12 protein-coding genes are annotated in these 17,650 nt (G+C 63.5%); 5 read left to right on the top strand and 7 right to left on the bottom strand.

Going from position 1 to position 17,650, the window contains the following annotated elements:
• Nucleotides 1-48 precede the first annotated feature (48 nt).
• Nucleotides 49-1,332, bottom strand: coding sequence for an FAD-binding oxidoreductase (locus Q8O96_RS20850; RefSeq protein WP_115581485.1), 1,284 nt, complete (start codon nucleotides 1,330-1,332; stop codon nucleotides 49-51).
• Nucleotides 1,333-1,446: 114 nt separating this feature from the next.
• Complete coding sequence (locus Q8O96_RS20845) at nucleotides 1,447-2,937, bottom strand: aldehyde dehydrogenase family protein (RefSeq protein ID WP_305949319.1); 1,491 nt, start codon at nucleotides 2,935-2,937, stop codon at nucleotides 1,447-1,449.
• Nucleotides 2,938-3,109: 172 nt separating this feature from the next.
• Between Q8O96_RS20845 and Q8O96_RS20840 the strand changes: the two genes are divergently transcribed.
• The 3 genes from Q8O96_RS20840 to nadE all read left to right on the top strand — a co-directional run bounded on the left by Q8O96_RS20840 (nucleotide 3,110) and on the right by nadE (nucleotide 6,251).
• Nucleotides 3,110-4,012 (top strand): LysR family transcriptional regulator, encoded by a 903-nt coding sequence (locus Q8O96_RS20840; protein ID WP_102862927.1) that lies wholly within the window; start codon nucleotides 3,110-3,112, stop codon nucleotides 4,010-4,012.
• A gap of 193 nt (nucleotides 4,013-4,205) precedes the next feature.
• Nucleotides 4,206-5,420: a nicotinate phosphoribosyltransferase gene (pncB, locus tag Q8O96_RS20835; RefSeq protein ID WP_102862926.1), complete on the top strand. Its 1,215-nt coding sequence runs from the start codon at nucleotides 4,206-4,208 to the stop codon at nucleotides 5,418-5,420.
• Between the two features lie 3 nt (nucleotides 5,421-5,423).
• Nucleotides 5,424-6,251, top strand: coding sequence for an ammonia-dependent NAD(+) synthetase (gene nadE, locus Q8O96_RS20830; RefSeq protein WP_102862925.1), 828 nt, complete (start codon nucleotides 5,424-5,426; stop codon nucleotides 6,249-6,251).
• Nucleotides 6,252-6,417: 166 nt separating this feature from the next.
• Here nadE and azu read toward each other — a convergent pair whose 3' ends face one another.
• Nucleotides 6,418-6,864, bottom strand: coding sequence for an azurin (azu, locus tag Q8O96_RS20825; RefSeq protein WP_102862924.1), 447 nt, complete (start codon nucleotides 6,862-6,864; stop codon nucleotides 6,418-6,420).
• A gap of 352 nt (nucleotides 6,865-7,216) precedes the next feature.
• On the opposite strand from azu, the gene Q8O96_RS20820 reads away from it, so the two are divergent.
• The gene (locus Q8O96_RS20820; protein ID WP_102862923.1) at nucleotides 7,217-7,804 is read left to right on the top strand and encodes a TIGR00730 family Rossman fold protein; all 588 of its coding nucleotides are present in this window, start codon (nucleotides 7,217-7,219) and stop codon (nucleotides 7,802-7,804) included.
• 68 nt (nucleotides 7,805-7,872) lie between these two features.
• Entirely contained in the window at nucleotides 7,873-8,049 is a 177-nt protein-coding gene (locus tag Q8O96_RS20815; protein WP_162884106.1) for a hypothetical protein, read from the top strand.
• A gap of 101 nt (nucleotides 8,050-8,150) precedes the next feature.
• On the opposite strand, the gene Q8O96_RS20810 is transcribed toward Q8O96_RS20815, so the two are convergent.
• From Q8O96_RS20810 to Q8O96_RS20795, 4 genes are all read right to left on the bottom strand, one after another.
• On the bottom strand, nucleotides 8,151-9,041 hold the full coding sequence (locus tag Q8O96_RS20810) for a transglutaminase family protein (protein ID WP_102862922.1): 891 nt from the start codon (nucleotides 9,039-9,041) through the stop codon (nucleotides 8,151-8,153).
• A complete protein-coding gene (locus Q8O96_RS20805) occupies nucleotides 9,041-11,527 on the bottom strand; it encodes a circularly permuted type 2 ATP-grasp protein (RefSeq protein WP_102862921.1) in 2,487 nt (828 codons plus the stop codon). Before Q8O96_RS20805 ends, Q8O96_RS20810 begins: the two co-directional genes overlap by 1 nt.
• An 87-nt stretch (nucleotides 11,528-11,614) precedes the next feature.
• A complete protein-coding gene (locus Q8O96_RS20800; RefSeq protein ID WP_305949318.1) occupies nucleotides 11,615-14,890 on the bottom strand; it encodes a DUF2126 domain-containing protein in 3,276 nt (1,091 codons plus the stop codon).
• Between the two features lie 309 nt (nucleotides 14,891-15,199).
• Nucleotides 15,200-17,497 carry a YgiQ family radical SAM protein gene (locus Q8O96_RS20795; RefSeq protein WP_102862919.1) on the bottom strand — a complete coding sequence of 766 codons (2,298 nt, stop codon included), beginning with the start codon at nucleotides 17,495-17,497 and terminating at the stop codon, nucleotides 15,200-15,202.
• Nucleotides 17,498-17,650 lie beyond the last annotated feature (153 nt).

The raw sequence follows: 17,650 nt of genomic DNA, 5'->3' as shown, positions 1-17,650 counted from the left end.
CTAGTCGCTGCATCGAAAAGCGTCGTCCCCGACTGTTTATTTCCTTGTTCAGATGACGATCCGCAGGCACTGGCCCGCGTGGTAGAGGGAAAATCCGGCCTCGTACAGACAACTGCGCAACCCCACTCCGACCAGGGGCTGCATGGGGGCAAAAGGAATCGGCAGGGCCTGGGGATTGCCGTTACACAGGTAGTCGGCGAACGCCTTGCCGACCACGGTGCCGGTGGTAACGCCACGGCCGTTGTAACCGGTGACCGCCACCAGGCCGGGCGCCGGTTCAAACAGGCGCATCAGGTGATCGGGGGTAAAGGCAATGCAGCCGGTCCAGGTGGATTCCCACTCCACCGGTTTGAGGTAGGGGAAGTAATGCTGCTGCACCCGATCGGCCCAGGCCTTGAGAAACCACAGGGGTTTCTGGTTGCCGTTGCCCAGGCTGCCCAACAACAAGCGGCCATCGGCATCCCGGCGAATGCTGCTCAGCACCTGACGGGTATCCCAGGAACCCTGGCCTCCGGGCAGGATCTGCCGGGCGGCCTCTTCGGTGAGCGGCGCCGAGGCCACCTGATAGTAGTAGCCGGGGAAGAAGTTGCGCCGCAGCTCGGTCCAGTCGCCTTCGGTGTAGGCGTTGGAGGCGATCACCACCTGCTCGGCCAGCACCGAACCCTGGTCGGTCTGCACCGACCAACGCTGACCCTGGCGTTCCAGGCGAGTGACGGGGGAGTGATCGAACAACTGGCCGCCGAGCTTGATCGCGGCCTTGGCCAGCCCGGTGGTGTAGGCCATCGGGTTGAGGGTGCCGGCGCGCCGGTCGAGCAAGGCGGCGGCGATCTTGCGGGTGCCGGTTGCCTGTTCGCAGGCGGTGCCGGTCAACAGTTCCACCGGTGCACCACGGCGCTTCCATTGCTCCTCGCGACTGCGCAGGTCAGCCTCGCCCCGAGCGTTGTGGGCCATGTGCAACGTGCCTTCGCGGCGTAACTGGCAATCGATCTGGTATTTGTCCACCAGGCTGAACACCAGGGACGGCGCGGCCCCGAGCATGCGGTTGAGCTGGCTGCCCACCTGCTCGCCGAAACCGGCCTCGATCTCGTCCGGGGGAATCCACAGGCCGGCGTTGACCAGCCCGACGTTGCGCCCCGAACCGCCCTGCCCGGCGCGGTGGGCCTCGACGACACAGACCCGCTTGCCTTGCTCCAGCAGATGCACGGCCGCCGATAAACCGGTGAAGCCGGCGCCGATGATGCACACATCCGCCGTCAGCTCGCCCTTGAGCGGCGCATTGTCAGGTCTTTGAGGGGTCAGCTTTTCCCATAGACATTGTTCTTGTAGCGCCATTGCCAGACTCCGAAATAAACCAACCACAGATGCTCAAACGCATGTGCCGCTGTTCGCCGACAAGCGGGCTCCTACAGGAACGTTCTGCAGGAGCCCGCTTGCCGGTCATAGAACTCAATCGAAGGTAATGCCCTGGGCCAATGGCAGCTCCTGGGAGTAGTTGACGGTGTTGGTCTGACGCCGCATGTAGCCACGCCAGGCATCGGAGCCGGACTCGCGACCGCCGCCGGTTTCCTTCTCGCCACCAAAGGCGCCGCCAATCTCCGCGCCACTCGGGCCGATGTTGACGTTGGCAATCCCACAGTCGCTGCCCACCGCCGACATGAACTGCTCAGCTTCACGCACATCAGTGGTGAAGATGCACGACGACAGGCCCTGGGGCACGGCGTTGTTCAAGCGCAGGGCCTCTTCAAAGTCGTTGTAGCCAATGACATAGAGGATAGGGGCGAAGGTTTCGCTGCACACCACATCACTCTGCTCCGGCATTTCGACAATCGCCGGCGACACGTAATAGGCATTGGGGAACTGTTCCTGCAACTGGCGTTGGCCACCGAACACCCGGCCGCCCTCGCTCAGGGCCTGCTCCAGGGCGTCCTGCATGGCGTCGAAGCTGTGCTTGTCGATCAGCGGGCCGATCAGGTTGCCCTGCAGGGGGTGGCCGATGCGCACCTTGGAGTAGGCCGCCTTGAGACGGGTGACGATTTCCTCTTTCACCGATTCGTGGGCAATCAACCGGCGCAAGGTGGTGCAACGCTGGCCGGCGGTGCCGACGGCGCTGAACAGGATGGCGCGCACGGCCATGTCCAGGTCGGCGCTCGGGCCGAGGATCATGGCGTTGTTGCCACCCAGTTCGAGAATGCTGCGAGCAAAGCGTGCGGCCACTTTCGGCGCCACTTCACGGCCCATGCGGGTGCTGCCGGTGGCGCTGATCAGGGCCACGCGTGGATCGTCCACCAGGGCGGCGCCAGCGTCGCGACCACCGATGATCACCTGGCTCAGGTACTCGGGAGCGTCCTGGAAATTCTTCAGCACGCGCTCCAGCAAGGCCTGGCACGCCAGGGCGGTGAGCGGGGTCTTCTCCGAAGGTTTCCAGATCACCGGGTTGCCGCAGACCAGCGCCAGAGCGGTGTTCCAGGCCCAGACCGCCACCGGGAAGTTGAAGGCACTGATCACCCCGACCACGCCCAGGGGATGCCAGGTTTCACGCATGTGGTGGCCGGGGCGCTCGGAGGCGATGGTCAGGCCGTAGAGCTGGCGCGACAGGCCGACGGCGAAGTCGCAGATGTCGATCATCTCCTGCACTTCCCCCAGCCCTTCCTGGGTGATCTTGCCGGCTTCCCAGGAAACCAGTTCGCCCAGATCGGCCTTGTACTCGCGCAGCACCTCACCAAATTGCCGCACCAGCTCGCCACGGCGGGGAGCCGGTACTTTGCGCCACAGGGCGAATGCATGCTCTGCGCGACTGACCTGCTGCTCCACTTCGGCGGCGCCCTGCCAGTTCACGGCGGCGATCCGGCTGCCGTCGATCGGCGAATGCACAGGCTGGGAGCCCGACTGGTACAGGGCCGGGTTCACACCCAGACGATCAAGCAATGCGGCAACCATGGGGGTCACTCCTTACAGGTGAAAAGCGAAAAATCCCGACCGCTGCGACGGCCATCAAGGCCTGTAGTTGTAGCTGGCCCGAGACTTGCCAACAAACGACCTTTAAGCGAGATATCATTCCGTTTATTCATGCTGAGCCGGCATCCAGCACCGATAAGAACAAGGACCACCCATGCTCAACAAACGCTACCTGCCATCAATCACTGCCCTGCAGTGCTTCGAGGCCGTGACCCGGCACCTGAGCTTCACCCGCGCCGCCGAGGAACTCAATCTGACCCAGAGCGCGGTCAGCAAGCAGGTGGCGCAGCTGGAAGAGCTGCTGCAACACCTGTTGTTCCGTCGGGTCCGCCGCCGCCTGCAACTGACCCCGGCCGGCGACCTGTACCTGGTGGAAGTGCGCAAGATCCTGACCCAGGTGGAGATGTCCACCCACTACCTGCGCTCCTACGGCGGCGAGACCGAAGTGCTGCGGGTGTCCACGCCCTACACCTTCGGCGCCCGCTGGCTGGTGCCGCGCCTCAAGGGCTGGCGCCTGCGCCATCCGCATATCCACCTGGACCTGTGCAACGAGCAGGAGCCGGACGAACTGCTCCAGGGGCACGCCGACCTGGCGTTCTACTTTGGCCAGGGTTCGCGCCCCGGCACCGAGAGCCTGAAACTGTTCAGCGAAGAACTGGTGGCGGTCTGCGCCCCGGATAGCCTGCCCGCCGAACCCTTGACCGACCCCAGGCAACTGACCGATCTGGTCCTGCTGCAAAACGCCTCGCGCCCCCAAGGCTGGCACGAATGGTTCGAACAGCAGGGTTATCAGACCGAACACAGCTATCACGGCCCGCGCTTCGAAACCTTCTATATGTGCATCCGCGCCGCCCAGGTCGGTTGTGGCGTGGCGCTGCTGCCACGCTTCCTGGTGGAAGAGGAACTGGCCGAGGGCAAGCTGGTGATCGCCTGGAAGTACGCCATGCCCAGCCAGGATGCCTACTACCTGGCCTACCCCGAACACTCGGCGGAAGTGCCCAAGGTCCGCGACTTCGTGCGCTGGATGCTCGAACACAACGACGCTCCCCTCGCGTAGGAGCCGGCTTGCCGGCGAATGGAGCCCAGGCACGGCCCAAGCCCCATTCGCTGGCCAGCCAGCGCCTATCGCAGGAGAATGGCCCGCCGCAAAAATCGCTGGTCAAGCGCAGGACGTCTATGCGCCACTAGCGCCTTCATTGAAAGAGCTGAAGCCGCCGCTGTCCGTCGCGGCCAGCATGGAGATTCCCGTTATGAGCGAGAGTGTGTTTGCCGATCGCATCGTGCAGAACCTGCTCGACACCGACTTCTACAAACTGACCATGATGCAGGCGGTGCTGCACAACTACCCCAACGTGGAAGTGGAATGGGAGTTTCGTTGCCGTAACAGCGAGGATCTGCAGCCGTACCTGGCGGAGATCCGCTATCAGTTCGAGCGCCTGGCGGAACTGAGCCTGAGCGCCGACCAACTGGGCTTTCTCGAACGCATCAGCTTCCTCAAGCCGGACTTCCTGCGCTTTCTCGGGCTGTTTCGCTTCAACCTGCGCTACGTGCACACCGGCATCGAGAACGGCGAGCTGTTCATCCGCCTGCGCGGTCCCTGGCTGCATGTGATTCTGTTCGAAGTGCCGATGCTGGCCATCATCAGTGAAGTGCGTAACCGCTACCGCTACCGCGAGATCCAGCTGGTGCAGGCCCGGGAGCAGCTGTACCGCAAGTTCGACTGGCTCAGCGCCAACGCCAGCAGCGAAGAGTTGTCCGAACTGCAAGTGGCGGATTTCGGCACCCGCCGACGCTTTTCCTACCGGGTCCAGGAAGAAGTGGTGAACGTGCTCAAGCATGATTTCCCCGGGCGTTTTGTCGGCACCAGCAACGTGCACCTGTCCCGGGAGCTGAACATGAAACCCCTGGGCACCATGGCCCACGAATGGATCATGGCCCACCAGCAGTTGGGCCCCCGGTTGATCGACAGCCAGATCGCCGCCCTCGACTGCTGGGTCCGCGAATACCGCGGCCTGTTGGGCATTGCCCTGACCGACTGCATCACCACCGACGCCTTCCTCGGTGACTTCGATCTGTTCTTCGCCAAGCTGTTCGACGGCCTGCGCCACGACTCCGGGGACCCGATCCTCTGGGCGGAGAAAGCCATCGCCCATTACCACAAGCTGGGCATCGACCCGATGAGCAAGACCCTGGTGTTCTCCGACAGCCTGACCCTGCCGCGCTCCCTGGAAATATTCCGTGCGCTGCGGGGGCGGATCAACGTCAGCTTTGGCATCGGCACCAACCTGACCTGTGATATTCCCGGTGTCGAGCCGATGAGCATCGTGCTTAAAATGGCCGCCTGCAATGGCCAGCCCGTCGCCAAGATCTCCGATGAAGCGGGCAAGACCCATTGCAAGGATCCCAACTTCGTCGCTTACTTGCGCCACGTTTTCCAAGTACCTGTCCAACCTGGCAAGGAGTGAATCATGCAAGCCGCACAGCGTGAGATTGCGCAGCAGCTGAAGGTCCAAGCACCTTTTCCCGACCAAGCGGCCCTGGAGGCGGAAATCGCCCGGCGCGTCCGTTTCATCCAGGACTGCCTGGTCAATTCCGGTCTCAAGTCCCTGGTCCTGGGTATCAGCGGCGGTGTCGACTCGCTGACCGCCGGCCTGCTGGCCCAACGCGCCATGCGTGAGCTGCGCGAGCGCAGCGGTGACGACAGCTACCGCTTCATCGCCGTGCGCCTGCCCTACGAGACCCAGTTCGACGAACACGACGCCCAGGCTTCGGTGGACTTCATCAACCCCGACGAACGCCACACCGTGAACATCGGCCCGGCGGTCAAGGCCCTGGCCAATGAAGTCGCGGCCTTTGAGGGGCAGCACGCGGTGTCCCGGGACTTTGTCCTCGGCAACACCAAGGCGCGGATGCGCATGGTGGCCCAGTACACCATCGCCGGCGCCGCCCAGGGCCTGGTGATCGGCACCGACCACGCCGCCGAAGCGGTGATGGGTTTCTTCACCAAGTTCGGTGATGGCGCCTGCGACCTGGCGCCACTGAGCGGCCTGGTGAAGAATCAGGTGCGCTCGATTGCCCGCTACTTCGGCGCTCCGGAATCCCTGGTAGAGAAGGTGCCCACCGCCGACCTCGAGGACCTGTCCCCGGGCAAGCCGGATGAAGCCTCACATGGCGTCACCTACACCGAGATCGACGCCTTCCTGCATGGCCAGCCGGTGCGCGAGGAAGCCTTCAAGATCATCTGCGACACCTACCGCAAGACCCATCACAAACGCGTCATGCCCTTCGCCCCGTGACCCACCACGTTCTGTAGGAGCCGGCTTGCCGGCGAAAGGGCCGCGTGATGCTGCACCAGGTTCAAGGGCCTTTTCGCGGACAGGCCCGCTCCGACCAGAGGGTGAAACGTCAGGCACAAAAAAAGCGCCCCGCGGGGCGCTTTCTTGTTGCAGCCGGACCTGATGCTTACTTCAGGATCACAGCGCCTTTCATCATCGAGTTGTGGCCTGGGAACGAGCAGAAGAACTGGTAGCTTTCGCCAGCAGTCAGCTTCGATACGTCGAAGGTCACCGAGTCTTTCTCGCCAGCACCGATGATCTTGGTGTGGGCGATGACGCGGGTGTCGCCTTCTTTCAGGTAGCTCTTGTCGATGCCAGCGGCCATGCCGTCGGCGGCGATGCCAGCCATGTCTGCGGTTTTGCTCAGGACCCAGTTATGACCCATGACGTTCTTCGGCAGGCTGCCGGAGTGAGTCAGGTTCACGGTGAAGGTCTTGCAGCTCTTGTCGATGGTGATTTCCTTAGTGTTGAAGGACATCTGGTCGGTAGAGTCGACATCGACCTTGCATTCGGCAGCCATCAGTTGGCTGCTGGCCAGTGTCAACAGGGATACCGCAACGAGTTTGGCAAACATGGTGAATCTCCAAGGCAGGGTTAACAAAATCCATCTGAATCCATGGGACCGAAGACTGCCTGAATTTCTGCCAAGTTCCTATGATTTGCATCAAAAAACTGTATACAACTCTCTGCTATCGGGCCGATCAAGACAATCAAACAGCCCCCTGCGAAACCGCCCTCTAAGATCTGCCCATCAACATCTTTTCGGAGCCTTGGTCATGCCTCTCAACAGCCTGTTTCGCAGCTTGCTCGCCGCCTACGCCTGCGGTGCCAGCGGTACCCATGAAACCCCGCAACGCGAGGTTTAATGCTTGGAGCCAGATCTTTCAGCCTTTACTCTGAGGCCATCAATGACCTCGGAGTAAGGCATGTCGTTAACTTCTGTCTGTGTATTTTGTGGCGCCAGTACCGGCAGCCATCCCCTCTATCGTGAAGCAGCCCAGGCCCTGGGCCGCGCCCTGGCCGAGCGCAAGCTGACCCTGGTCTATGGCGGCGGCGCGGTGGGCCTGATGGGCATAGTGGCCGACGCGGCCCTGGCAGCCGGCGGTGAAGTCATCGGGATCATCCCGCAAAGCCTGAAAGACAAGGAAATCGGCCACAACGGCCTGACCCGCCTGGAAGTGGTGGACGGCATGCACGCGCGCAAGGCGCGCATGGCTGAACTCAGCGATGCCTTCATTGCCCTGCCTGGGGGCCTGGGCACCCTGGAAGAATTGTTCGAAGTCTGGACCTGGGGCCAACTGGGCTATCACCACAAGCCTCTGGGCCTGCTGGAAGTGAACGGCTTCTACGAAAAACTCAGTGGATTTCTCGACCATATCGTCGGCGAAGGCTTCGTCCGGGCCCCGCACCGTGACATGCTGCAAATGAGCGAATCGCCAGCCAGCCTGCTGGATGCCCTGGACGCCTGGAAGCCTTCGGTAGCGGACAAGTGGTCCGAGAGCAAACCCAGTTAACCGTCAGCACCCGATAACAGGCAGAATACGCGCCGCTCAACCTCACCTTCGACCCCAGAGGATCGCCCATGGCTAAACCCAACTACTCCTTCGCCAAACGTCAACGAGACTTGGCCAAGGAACAGAAGAAAGAGGAAAAGCTGCAACGCAAGAAAGCTGCTGCAGAAGAAGCCAGCACACTGACCCCGGATACTGAAGGTGAAGTGAGCGTCGATGACGCCGAGCCTCAAGCCCCCCAGGCCTGAAACACCCGACCTGGCACAGTAGAAGCCGGCTAGCCAGCGAAGGCTCCCCCAAGCCCCACGCAGCATCCGCCGGCCTCTTCGCCGGCAAGCCGGCTCCTGCTTTATTCCAGAGGCATGACGGTGACCCGGACCTCCGGGTCATGGCTGCCCCCGCCAAGAATCACTCCACGCAACGGCGACACATCGGAAAAATCACGGCCCCAGGCCAGGGTGATGTGTTCCAGTGCCGGCTGCACGTTGTTGGTCGGATCGAAATCCACCCAGCCCAGCACCGGACAAAACACCGATACCCAGGCATGGGAAGCGTCGGCACCGATCAGCCGCGGCTGCCCCGGCGGTGGCTGGGTCAGCAGGTAGCCGCTGATGTAGCGCGCCGCCAACCCTCGCGAACGTAGGCACGCCAGCATCAGGTGGGCAAAGTCCTGGCACACGCCCCGCCGACGCTCCAGGACTTCCACCAAAGGTGTCGCCACTTGGGTCGCTTCGGCATCGAAGGTGAACTCGCTGAAGATCTTCTCCATCAAGGCCTGGACGCCCTGCAGCAGAGGCCGTCCCGGAGCAAAGCAGCTTGCGGAAAACTCGACGAAACGCTGCTTGAGATGCACATAAGGTGATTCGAAGCGATAGCGGCTGGCCTCCAGCAACGCCACCGGCAACGGCCGACCGCTGTAGGTCAGGGCTCCCCGGGCGACATCCCACGCCATGGACGCGGCAAAGTCCAAACGCGGCCGATCCAGCACCTCGACGCTAAGCTGGGCGTTGACCTGCAATTCATCATGGGGCCGCTCGAAGGCCAGACGGGTCAAAGGGTTACCAAACACATCCTGCTCGTCACGGCGGGAGGTGGGCTCGGGACTGATCAGCAACTGCCGCTCGCTGCACTGTTGCCAGGCGCAAACCCGGGGCCACAGGTGCGCCAGCTGCTGGGCCAGGGACACCGGGCTGTCGTAGCGATAATGGGTGTCATGGAAAATCTGGTAGCGCGCGCTCATTACACCGACACCGTTTGCTGGCTGACATCATCCACGTGGGCGAAATGCCGCAAGGCCAGGCGATCGGACACCTGGCCGCTGACCTCGGCGATCTCTTGCAACAGGTCCGCCAGCCCGGCCACGGCGGCTCTCACGCTGGCCTCACCAAACAGGGAGTTCTCCAGGCAGCCCAGGTCGACATGGGCCAGGCGCTCCACCAGCCTCGGCAACGCCACCTCACGGGGCACGCCGAAGTCATCGTTGAGGCGCTTGAGGGTTCGGGTCACCAGCTTGAGCTGGAACAGCACCGCATGGGGGTTCTGCTCATCCAGCAGCAACAGGTCGAGGACCGGGATCAACTGCGCCACCGCCAGGTAGCGGGAGCGATAGGTGATGCTGCTGTTGCCCAGCTCCAGCAGCCACTCCAGGCCCGCCTGATCGAACACCGCAGTGCCCCGCAGGAAGGCGGCCAGGCTGCTGCTAAGAAATTGCAGGCGCTCGATGCGTCGGCCAATCATCAGGAAGCGCCATCCTTCGTCGCGGGTCATGTCGTCCAGGGCGAATCCCGAGAGCGCTGCCAGGGACATCACCAGACGGTTGAGAAAATCCAGCAGCTCGCCGAAGTCCGGCTCTGCGGTGTCCAGCTCCTGGGCTTCGCGCTGCAACTCCACCAGGGCCTGCCAGTTTTCCCGGGACAGCTTGCCGCGCACCTGGGAGGCGGCCCACTGCAGGCGCTGCAAGTTGGAGCGCAGGCTGAACGACCAGTCCTCCCCCAACAGGGCCGCCAGCAGACGCTCGGGCAACTCGCCCTCATCCGGCAGCAGCATCAGGCTTTCCCCAAGGTCGACCGCGGCCAGCAAGGCTCGCGGATCGTCGCCATCGACGTAACGGGCCAGCATGATCCGCAACAGCCGTGCGCTGTCGTCACAGCGCTCACAATAACGACCGAACCAGAACAGATTCTCCACCACCCGCGACGGCAAGTAGGGATCACGACGGACCAGGTCATAAACACCAATGGTGCGCTGGGCTTTCCATTGCTCGCCGCTGGGCGCGCGCTCCCCCAGCACCCAAGTGTCCTTGCTGGCGCCACCGCGCTGCATCGACACCACTTCGGCGTCGGCATCGGCGGCGACCCGGGTCAGGCCGCCGGGCAGCACCCGATAGCCGTCGTCGCTGGCCACCGCGTACACCCGCATGCCGATGGCCCGTGGCTGCAAGCGACCGTCCTCGGCCTGCCAGACCGGCGCCTGGGACAGTTGCGGCAACTCCTGGGCCACATAGGCATAGGGCCGCGCACGCATACGCTCGGCGAGGCTGGCGCGCTGTTCGGGACTCAGGTCGCGCCCCAGCACCGGGGTGAAACTCTGGGATGGAAACGCCGGCTTGATCAGCAGCTCTGGGAGTTTCTCCAGGGCCTGTTGCAGCACGGGCGCCTCGCCACACCACCAGGTGGCGATGGAAGGCAGGAGCAATGGCTCCCCCAACAGGAACTGGCTGATTTTCGGCAAGAAGCCCAGCAGCCCTGGAGACTCCAGCACCCCGCTGCCCAGGGCATTGGCCACCAGCACCCGGCCCTGACGCACCGCATCCAGCAGACCGGGCACCCCCAGAGCGGAATCGGTGCGCAGCTCCAGAGGATCACAGAAATCATCATCCAGGCGACGCATGATGGCGTGCACCCGACGCAGGCCGCTGAGGGTCTTGAGATAGACCGTGGCATCGCGCACCGTCAGGTCGCCGCCCTCCACCAGCGGGTAACCCAGCTGACGCGCCAGGTACAGATGCTCGAAGTAACTCTCGTTGAAACGCCCCGGAGTCAGCAGCACGATCAGCGGCGCTTCGGCATCCCGGGGCGCCTGCCGGGCCAGGGTTTCCTGCAGGGCACGGAAGAAGCCGGCCAGATGCTGCACGTGCAGGTCGCGGTACAGATCCGGAAAGGCCCGGGACACGATCATGCGATTTTCCAGGGCATAGCCGGCCCCGGACGGCGCCTGGGTACGATCGGCAGTGACCCACCAGCGACCATCGGGGGTGCGCGCCAGGTCCACTGCATAGAGGTGCAGAAAGGTCTGCTCGGGCGGCTGGATGCCCTGGCATGGCCAGAGAAAGTTGTTGTGCCCGAACACCAGTTCAGCAGGCAACAGCCCTTCGCTGATCAGTCGCTGCGGGCCGTACAGGTCCGCCAGTACGGCATTGAGCAGGCGCGCCCGCTGGGCGATCCCGGCGGACAACAGTTGCCACTCCTCCACCGGGATCACATGGGGCAGCAAATCCAGCTCCCAGGGCCGGTCCGCGCCCTTGGGGTCGGCATAGACGTTGTAGGTGACACCGTTCTCGTGGATCTGCCGGGTCAGCAGCGCCTGGCGCTGGGCCAGTTGTGCGGGGCTGCTGCGTTGCAGTTGTTCAAGCAGGCGCTGCCAGTGCGCCCGGACCGCACCCTGGTCATCCAGCAGCTCGTGGTAGGTACCCGCCGTCAGCGGGTAACGGTCTAGCAAGTCAGGCATGGAACACTCGGCAGACGGCAGGGAAAGTCAGATTAACCCACAGCCCCGACGCCCGGATATGGCTAGATCGCGGGCGTCGCAGGTGGATTAGAAGCGTCGCAAATCCAGGGTCATGGGCAGCTCGTCATTGATGATCAAAGGCGGCACCGCGAGGCTCCCGGGGCTGTGTCCGAGGCGAAAGAAACGCGCCATGCGCCGGCTTTCCGCTTCATTGGCATTGACCGGCAGACTGTCGTAGTTGCGTCCCCCAGGATGGGCCACATGGTATTGGCAGCCCCCCAGGGAGCGCTGCATCCAGCTGTCCAGCAGATCGAACACCAGCGGTGCGTGTACCGGGATGCCGGGTTGCAGGCAGTTGGCCGGCTGCCAGGCGCGATAGCGCACCCCGGCGACAAACTCCCCTACCCGCCCGGTGGGCTGCAAGGGGACCGCCACACCGTTGCAGGTCAGCACATGGCGCTGCGGCGTCAGCCCACTGATCTTGACCTGCAGACGCTCCACAGAGGAGTCGACATAGCGCACCGTGCCCCCGGCCCCGCCCTCTTCCCCCAGCACATGCCAGGGCTCCAGGGCCTGACGCAACTCCAGCTCGATACCGCTGACCGCGTAATCGCCGACCTTGGGAAAGCGAAACTCCAAGTGCGCGGCAAACCACTCGGCCCGCAGCGGATATCCGGCGGCATTGAGCTCCACCAGCACATCGGCAAAATCCTGCTCGATGAAATGCGGCAGCAGGAAACGATCGTGCAGCTCGGTGCCCCAACGCGCCAGCTTGGCCGGGGCATAAGGTTCGCGCCAGAACCGCGCCACCAGCGCCCGCAGCAGCAACTGCTGGACCAGGCTCATGCGCCCATGGGGCGGCATTTCAAAGGCCCGCAGTTCCAGCAGGCCGAGACGCCCGGTGGCGCCGTCCGGCGCATAGAGCTTGTCGATGCAGAACTCGGCGCGATGGGTATTGCCGGTGACATCGATCAGCAGGTTGCGCAGCAGGCGATCCACCCGCCACGGCGGGCACTCCTCGCCCGGCGCGGGCATCTGTGCAAAGGCAATTTCCAGTTCATAAAGCGAGTCGTTGCGCGCCTCATCGATCCTGGGTGCCTGGGAGGTGGGACCGATGAACAACCCGGAAAACAGGTAGGACAACGACGGATGATTGTGCCAATAACTGATCAGGCTACGCAGCAGGTCGGGGCGGCGCAGGAACGGCGAATCCGCCGGCGTCGCGCCACCGAGGACGAAATGGTTGCCGCCGCCAGTACCGGTGTGGCGCCCGTCGATCATGAATTTCTCACTGGTCAGGCGGGTCTGCCGGGCCTGCTCGTACAGGAACTCGGTGCGCTCCACCAGCTCGTCCCAACTGACCGAAGGCTGCACGTTGACCTCGATCACGCCCGGGTCCGGCGTCACCCGGAAGTTGCTCAAGCGCGGGTCGGCGGGCGGCTCGTAGCCTTCCAGCAGCACCGGGCAATGCAGCTCTGCCGCAGTGGCTTCGATCACGCTGACCAGTTGCAGGTAATCCTCGAGTCGCTCCAGGGGCGGCATGAACAGGTACAGCCGCCCTTCTCGCGCCTCGGCGCAGAGCGCGGTACGGGTCAGCCAATCTGCGGACTGATCGATCTGTGGCACGCGTTCACCCGCAACCGCCGACTCAGGGACTTCTGCGAGCTGCGCCCGGTCCGGCAGCTCAGGGAAGTCCTGGTTCGGATCGTTGGGGTGAATGAAGGGGTACTCCGCCGCTGTCACCCAGGGTTGGGACGCCAGGGGCAGGCGATAGCCCAGGGGGGAATCCCCAGGCACCAATCGGCAATGACTGTCTCGCAAATACCAGCGGCCGCTCTGCCATTGATCACCCTTGGCGCTGCGGGCCAGGGGCAGCACCTGGCCAATGACTTTATCCAGGCCCTGGCTGAACACCTTGCGCAACCTCTGGCGCTCCAGGGCATCCTCCAGCCGCGAGTCCTCGGCACTGACATTGAGGGGCAGGCGGCCCTCGCGCCACAGGTAATAGAAGTGGTCTTCGTAGGCGGGAAACACAAAGCGCCCGGGCAGCTTCAGGCGCTCGGCGACACTGGCGAGAAAGCGCCCGGCCAATGATGCGTCAGCGCCATAGTCCTCGTGCTCATCGGCAATCAAGGCGCTGTTGTGCCAGATCGGCACACCGTCAACTCGCCAATAGCAGTTCAGCGACCAGCGCGGCAATTGCTCCCCCGGGTACCACTTGCCCTGGCCGAAGTGCACCAGTCCCTGAGGCCCGTAGCGCTGGCGCAGGCGCTGGAACAGCTCAGCGGCCAAACGCCGCTTGTTCGCGCCCAGGGCGGCGGTGTTCCACTCGGCGCCGTCGGGATCGTCGATGGCCACGAAGGTCGGTTCGCCGCCCATGGTCAGGCGCACATCGTTCTGCAGCAGGTCCACATCGATCTGCCGGCCCAGGGCCTGGATGGCCAGCCACTGCTCGTCGGTGTAAGGCTTGGTGACCCGGGGCGCTTCCCAGATCCGCTCCACACTCATTTCATGGCTGAACTGACACTCGCAAGGCTCCACAAGACCCGTGATGGGCGCCGCTGAAGAGGGATCGGGGCTGCAGGCCAGGGGAATGTGACCTTCTCCGGCAAACAGCCCTGAGGTCGCGTCCAGGCCGATCCAGCCGGCTCCGGGCAAGTAGACCTCGCACCAGGCATGCAGGTCAGTGAAGTCCACCTCGGTGCCCGAAGGACCATCCAGGGATTTGACGTCGGCCGTGAGCTGGATCAGGTAGCCGGAGACGAAACGCGCCGCCAGTCCCAGGTGGCGCAACAGCTGCACCAGCAGCCAGGCCGAATCGCGACAGGAGCCGGAGGCATTGACCAGGGTCTGCTCCGGGCTCTGCACCCCCGGTTCCAGGCGAATCAGGTAGGCGATGTCTGCGCTGAGTCGCTGATTCAACGCCACCAGGAAGTCCACCGCCGGCAACGGCGTACGCGAGATACCGTCCAGGTAGGCCTGGAACTTGGGCGTCAGGGGCAGGGTTTCCAGGTAGGGCGCCAGCTCGCGCTGCTCATCGGCGGCGTAGGCGAAAGGGATCTGCTGCGCGTAGGGCTCAAGGAAGAAGTCAAACGGATTGAACACCGCCATCTCCGCCAGCAGATCCACTTCGATCCGCAGCTCGGTGGTTTTCTCCGCAAAGACCAAGCGCGCCAGATAATTGCCCTGGGGGTCCTGCTGCCAGTTGATGAAATGCTGCTCGGGCTGGACCTTCAGCGCATAGGCGAGGATTCGCGTGCGGCTGTGGGCAGCCGGGCGCAGGCGGACGATCTGCGGGCCAAGTTCGACGGCGCGGTCGTAGCGATAGTGCGTGACATGGTGCAATGCGACATGAATCGACACGGCGTGCCTCCTGCGAGCCTGAGCGGTGGATGAACCCGCGCAAGACTTGTGCCAGGGTCCAAGTCCGGGGGGGTTGTTCAACGACTCGGGGCAGTACAGCACCAAAACCGCGCAACCGGTGCATCCCTGTGCAGCTCACTGCACAGAAATGTGCCAGACGGCATGACCTGAAGCTGCTGCGCTCGCACTGTTAATGCAGCGCCAGCTCAATGCGCCAGCGCTAACAGCGGACCGCCAACAAGACTGGCTTGCGCCGCGATCGGCAGCCAAAACAAAAACGCCAGCTCCGAGGAGCTGGCGTTCTGTTGTCTAGCGCGGTACCACCGGCTTGCGGGTTGGCTTCTTGCCTTTGCCCTTGGCCGCATCGGCACGCTCCTTGGCGGCCTGCTTGTTGCGGGCGAAGGCGGCGGCCTTGGCCTGTTCACGCTTGTCCCAGGCATTGCCACCGTCACTGCCACGCGGCGGCAGGCCGGTGTGCTGGGTCAGGATCTTGGTCTCCTTGGCCACCTTGTGGCTGCCGGCCGGTGTCGAGTTCTTGCGGCGGGCGCTCTGGTAGCTGTCGGTGGCCGGCTGATGGGTCGGAATCAGCTGGTGCTTGCCCGGGCCGATCAGGTCGCCACGCCCCATGCGCAGCAGGGCCTCGCGCAGCATCGGCCAGCCCTTGGGATCGTGGTAGCGCAGGAACGCCTTGTGCAGGCGACGCTGTTCCTCGCTCTTGACGATGGTCACGCCGTCGCTCTTGTAGGTGACCTTGCGCAGCGGGTTCTTGCCCGAGTGGTACATGGCGGTGGCGGTGGCCATCGGCGACGGGTAGAACGCCTGCACCTGGTCGGCGCGGAAGCCGTTGCCCTTGAGCCACAGGGCCAGGTTCATCATGTCTTCGTCGGTGGTCCCCGGGTGGGCGGCGATGAAGTACGGAATCAGGTACTGCTCCTTGCCCGCTTCCTTGGAGTACTTCTCGAACATCCGCTTGAAGCGGTCGTAGGTACCGATGCCCGGCTTCATCATCTGATTGAGCGGACCTTCCTCGGTGTGTTCCGGGGCAATCTTCAGGTAGCCACCCACGTGGTGGGTCACCAGCTCCTTGACGTACTCCGGCGATTCCACCGCCAGGTCATAGCGCAGGCCGGAGGCGATGAGGATCTTCTTCACCCCGGGCAAGGCGCGGGCGCTGCGATACAGCTGGATCAGCGACGAGTGGTCGGTGTTGAGGTTCGGGCAGATGCCGGGGAACACGCAGGACGGCTTGCGGCACGCGGATTCGATCTCCGGGCTCTTGCAGGCGATGCGGTACATGTTCGCAGTCGGACCGCCAAGGTCGGAGATCACTCCGGTAAAACCGGGAACCTTGTCGCGGATTTCTTCGATCTCGCGAATGATCGACTCTTCGGAACGGTTCTGGATGATCCGCCCTTCGTGCTCGGTGATGGAGCAGAAGGTACAGCCGCCGAAGCAGCCACGCATGATGTTCACCGAGAAGCGGATCATGTCGTAGGCCGGAATCTTTTCCTTGCCATAGGCCGGGTGCGGAACGCGCTGGTAAGGCATGCCGAACACGTAGTCCATTTCCTCGGTGGTCATGGGAATGGGCGGCGGGTTGAACCACACGTCCACTTCGCCATGTTTCTGCACCAGGGCGCGGGCGTTGCCCGGGTTGGTTTCCAGGTGCAGCACGCGGTTGGCGTGAGCGTACAGGACCGGGTCGTTGCGCACCTTCTCCATGGACGGCAGGCGGATCACGGTCTTGTCCCGGGTCATCCGCGGGCTGGCAAGGATCTGCACCACCTTGGCTTCGCTCGGATCTTCAACCGGGCCCTTCTCCTGCTCGATGGCGCAGGCCTGGGTGTCCTGGGTATTGACGTAGGGGTTGATGATCTTGTCGATCTTGCCCGGGCGGTCGATACGGGTGGAGTCCACTTCGTACCAGTCTTTGGGCGTATCGCGGCGGATGAAGGCGGTGCCGCGCACGTCGGTGATGTCTTCGATCTTGTGGCCATAGGACAGGCGCTGGGCCACTTCAACGATGGCCCGCTCGGCATTGCCGTACAGCAGGATGTCGGCGCTGGCGTCGATCAGGATCGAGTTGCGCACCCGATCCTGCCAGTAGTCGTAGTGAGCAATACGGCGCAGGGAAGCCTCGATGCCGCCCAGGACGATGGGCACATGCTTGTAGGCTTCCTTGCAGCGCTGGCTGTACACCAGGCTGGCGCGGTCCGGACGCTTGCCCGCCAGGCCGCCCGGGGTGTAGGCGTCGTCGGAGCGGACTTTCTTGTCGGCGGTGTAGCGGTTGATCATCGAGTCCATGTTGCCGGCGGCGACACCGAAGAACAGGTTCGGCTCGCCGAGCTTCATGAAGTCGTCTTTGGACTGCCAGTTGGGCTGGGCGATGATCCCCACGCGAAAGCCCTGGGACTCCAGCAGCCGGCCGATGATCGCCATGCCGAACGAGGGGTGATCGACGTAGGCATCACCGGTGACGATGATGATGTCGCAGGAATCCCAGCCAAGCTGATCCATCTCCTCCCTGCTCATGGGCAGGAATGGTGCTGGCCCGAAACATTCGGCCCAGTACTTTGGATAGTCAAATAACGGCTTGGCTGCTTGCATGTCGATGACCGGTGTTGGCTTGGATAGGGACGCGTTGATTCACAGGGAAATTCGCGGGCGCGGAATATAGCACAAAAAATAACCAATTCCGACCATTATGGTCGGAATTCGGTGCAGCCCGATTCGCCGGCGAGCCGGCACCTACAGCTGGGC

This window comes from Pseudomonas sp. LPH60 (genome assembly GCF_030718165.1).
Classification (GTDB): Bacteria; Pseudomonadota; Gammaproteobacteria; order Pseudomonadales; family Pseudomonadaceae; genus Aquipseudomonas; species Aquipseudomonas danubii.
This window is presented reverse-complemented; position numbering and strand designations above follow the sequence as displayed.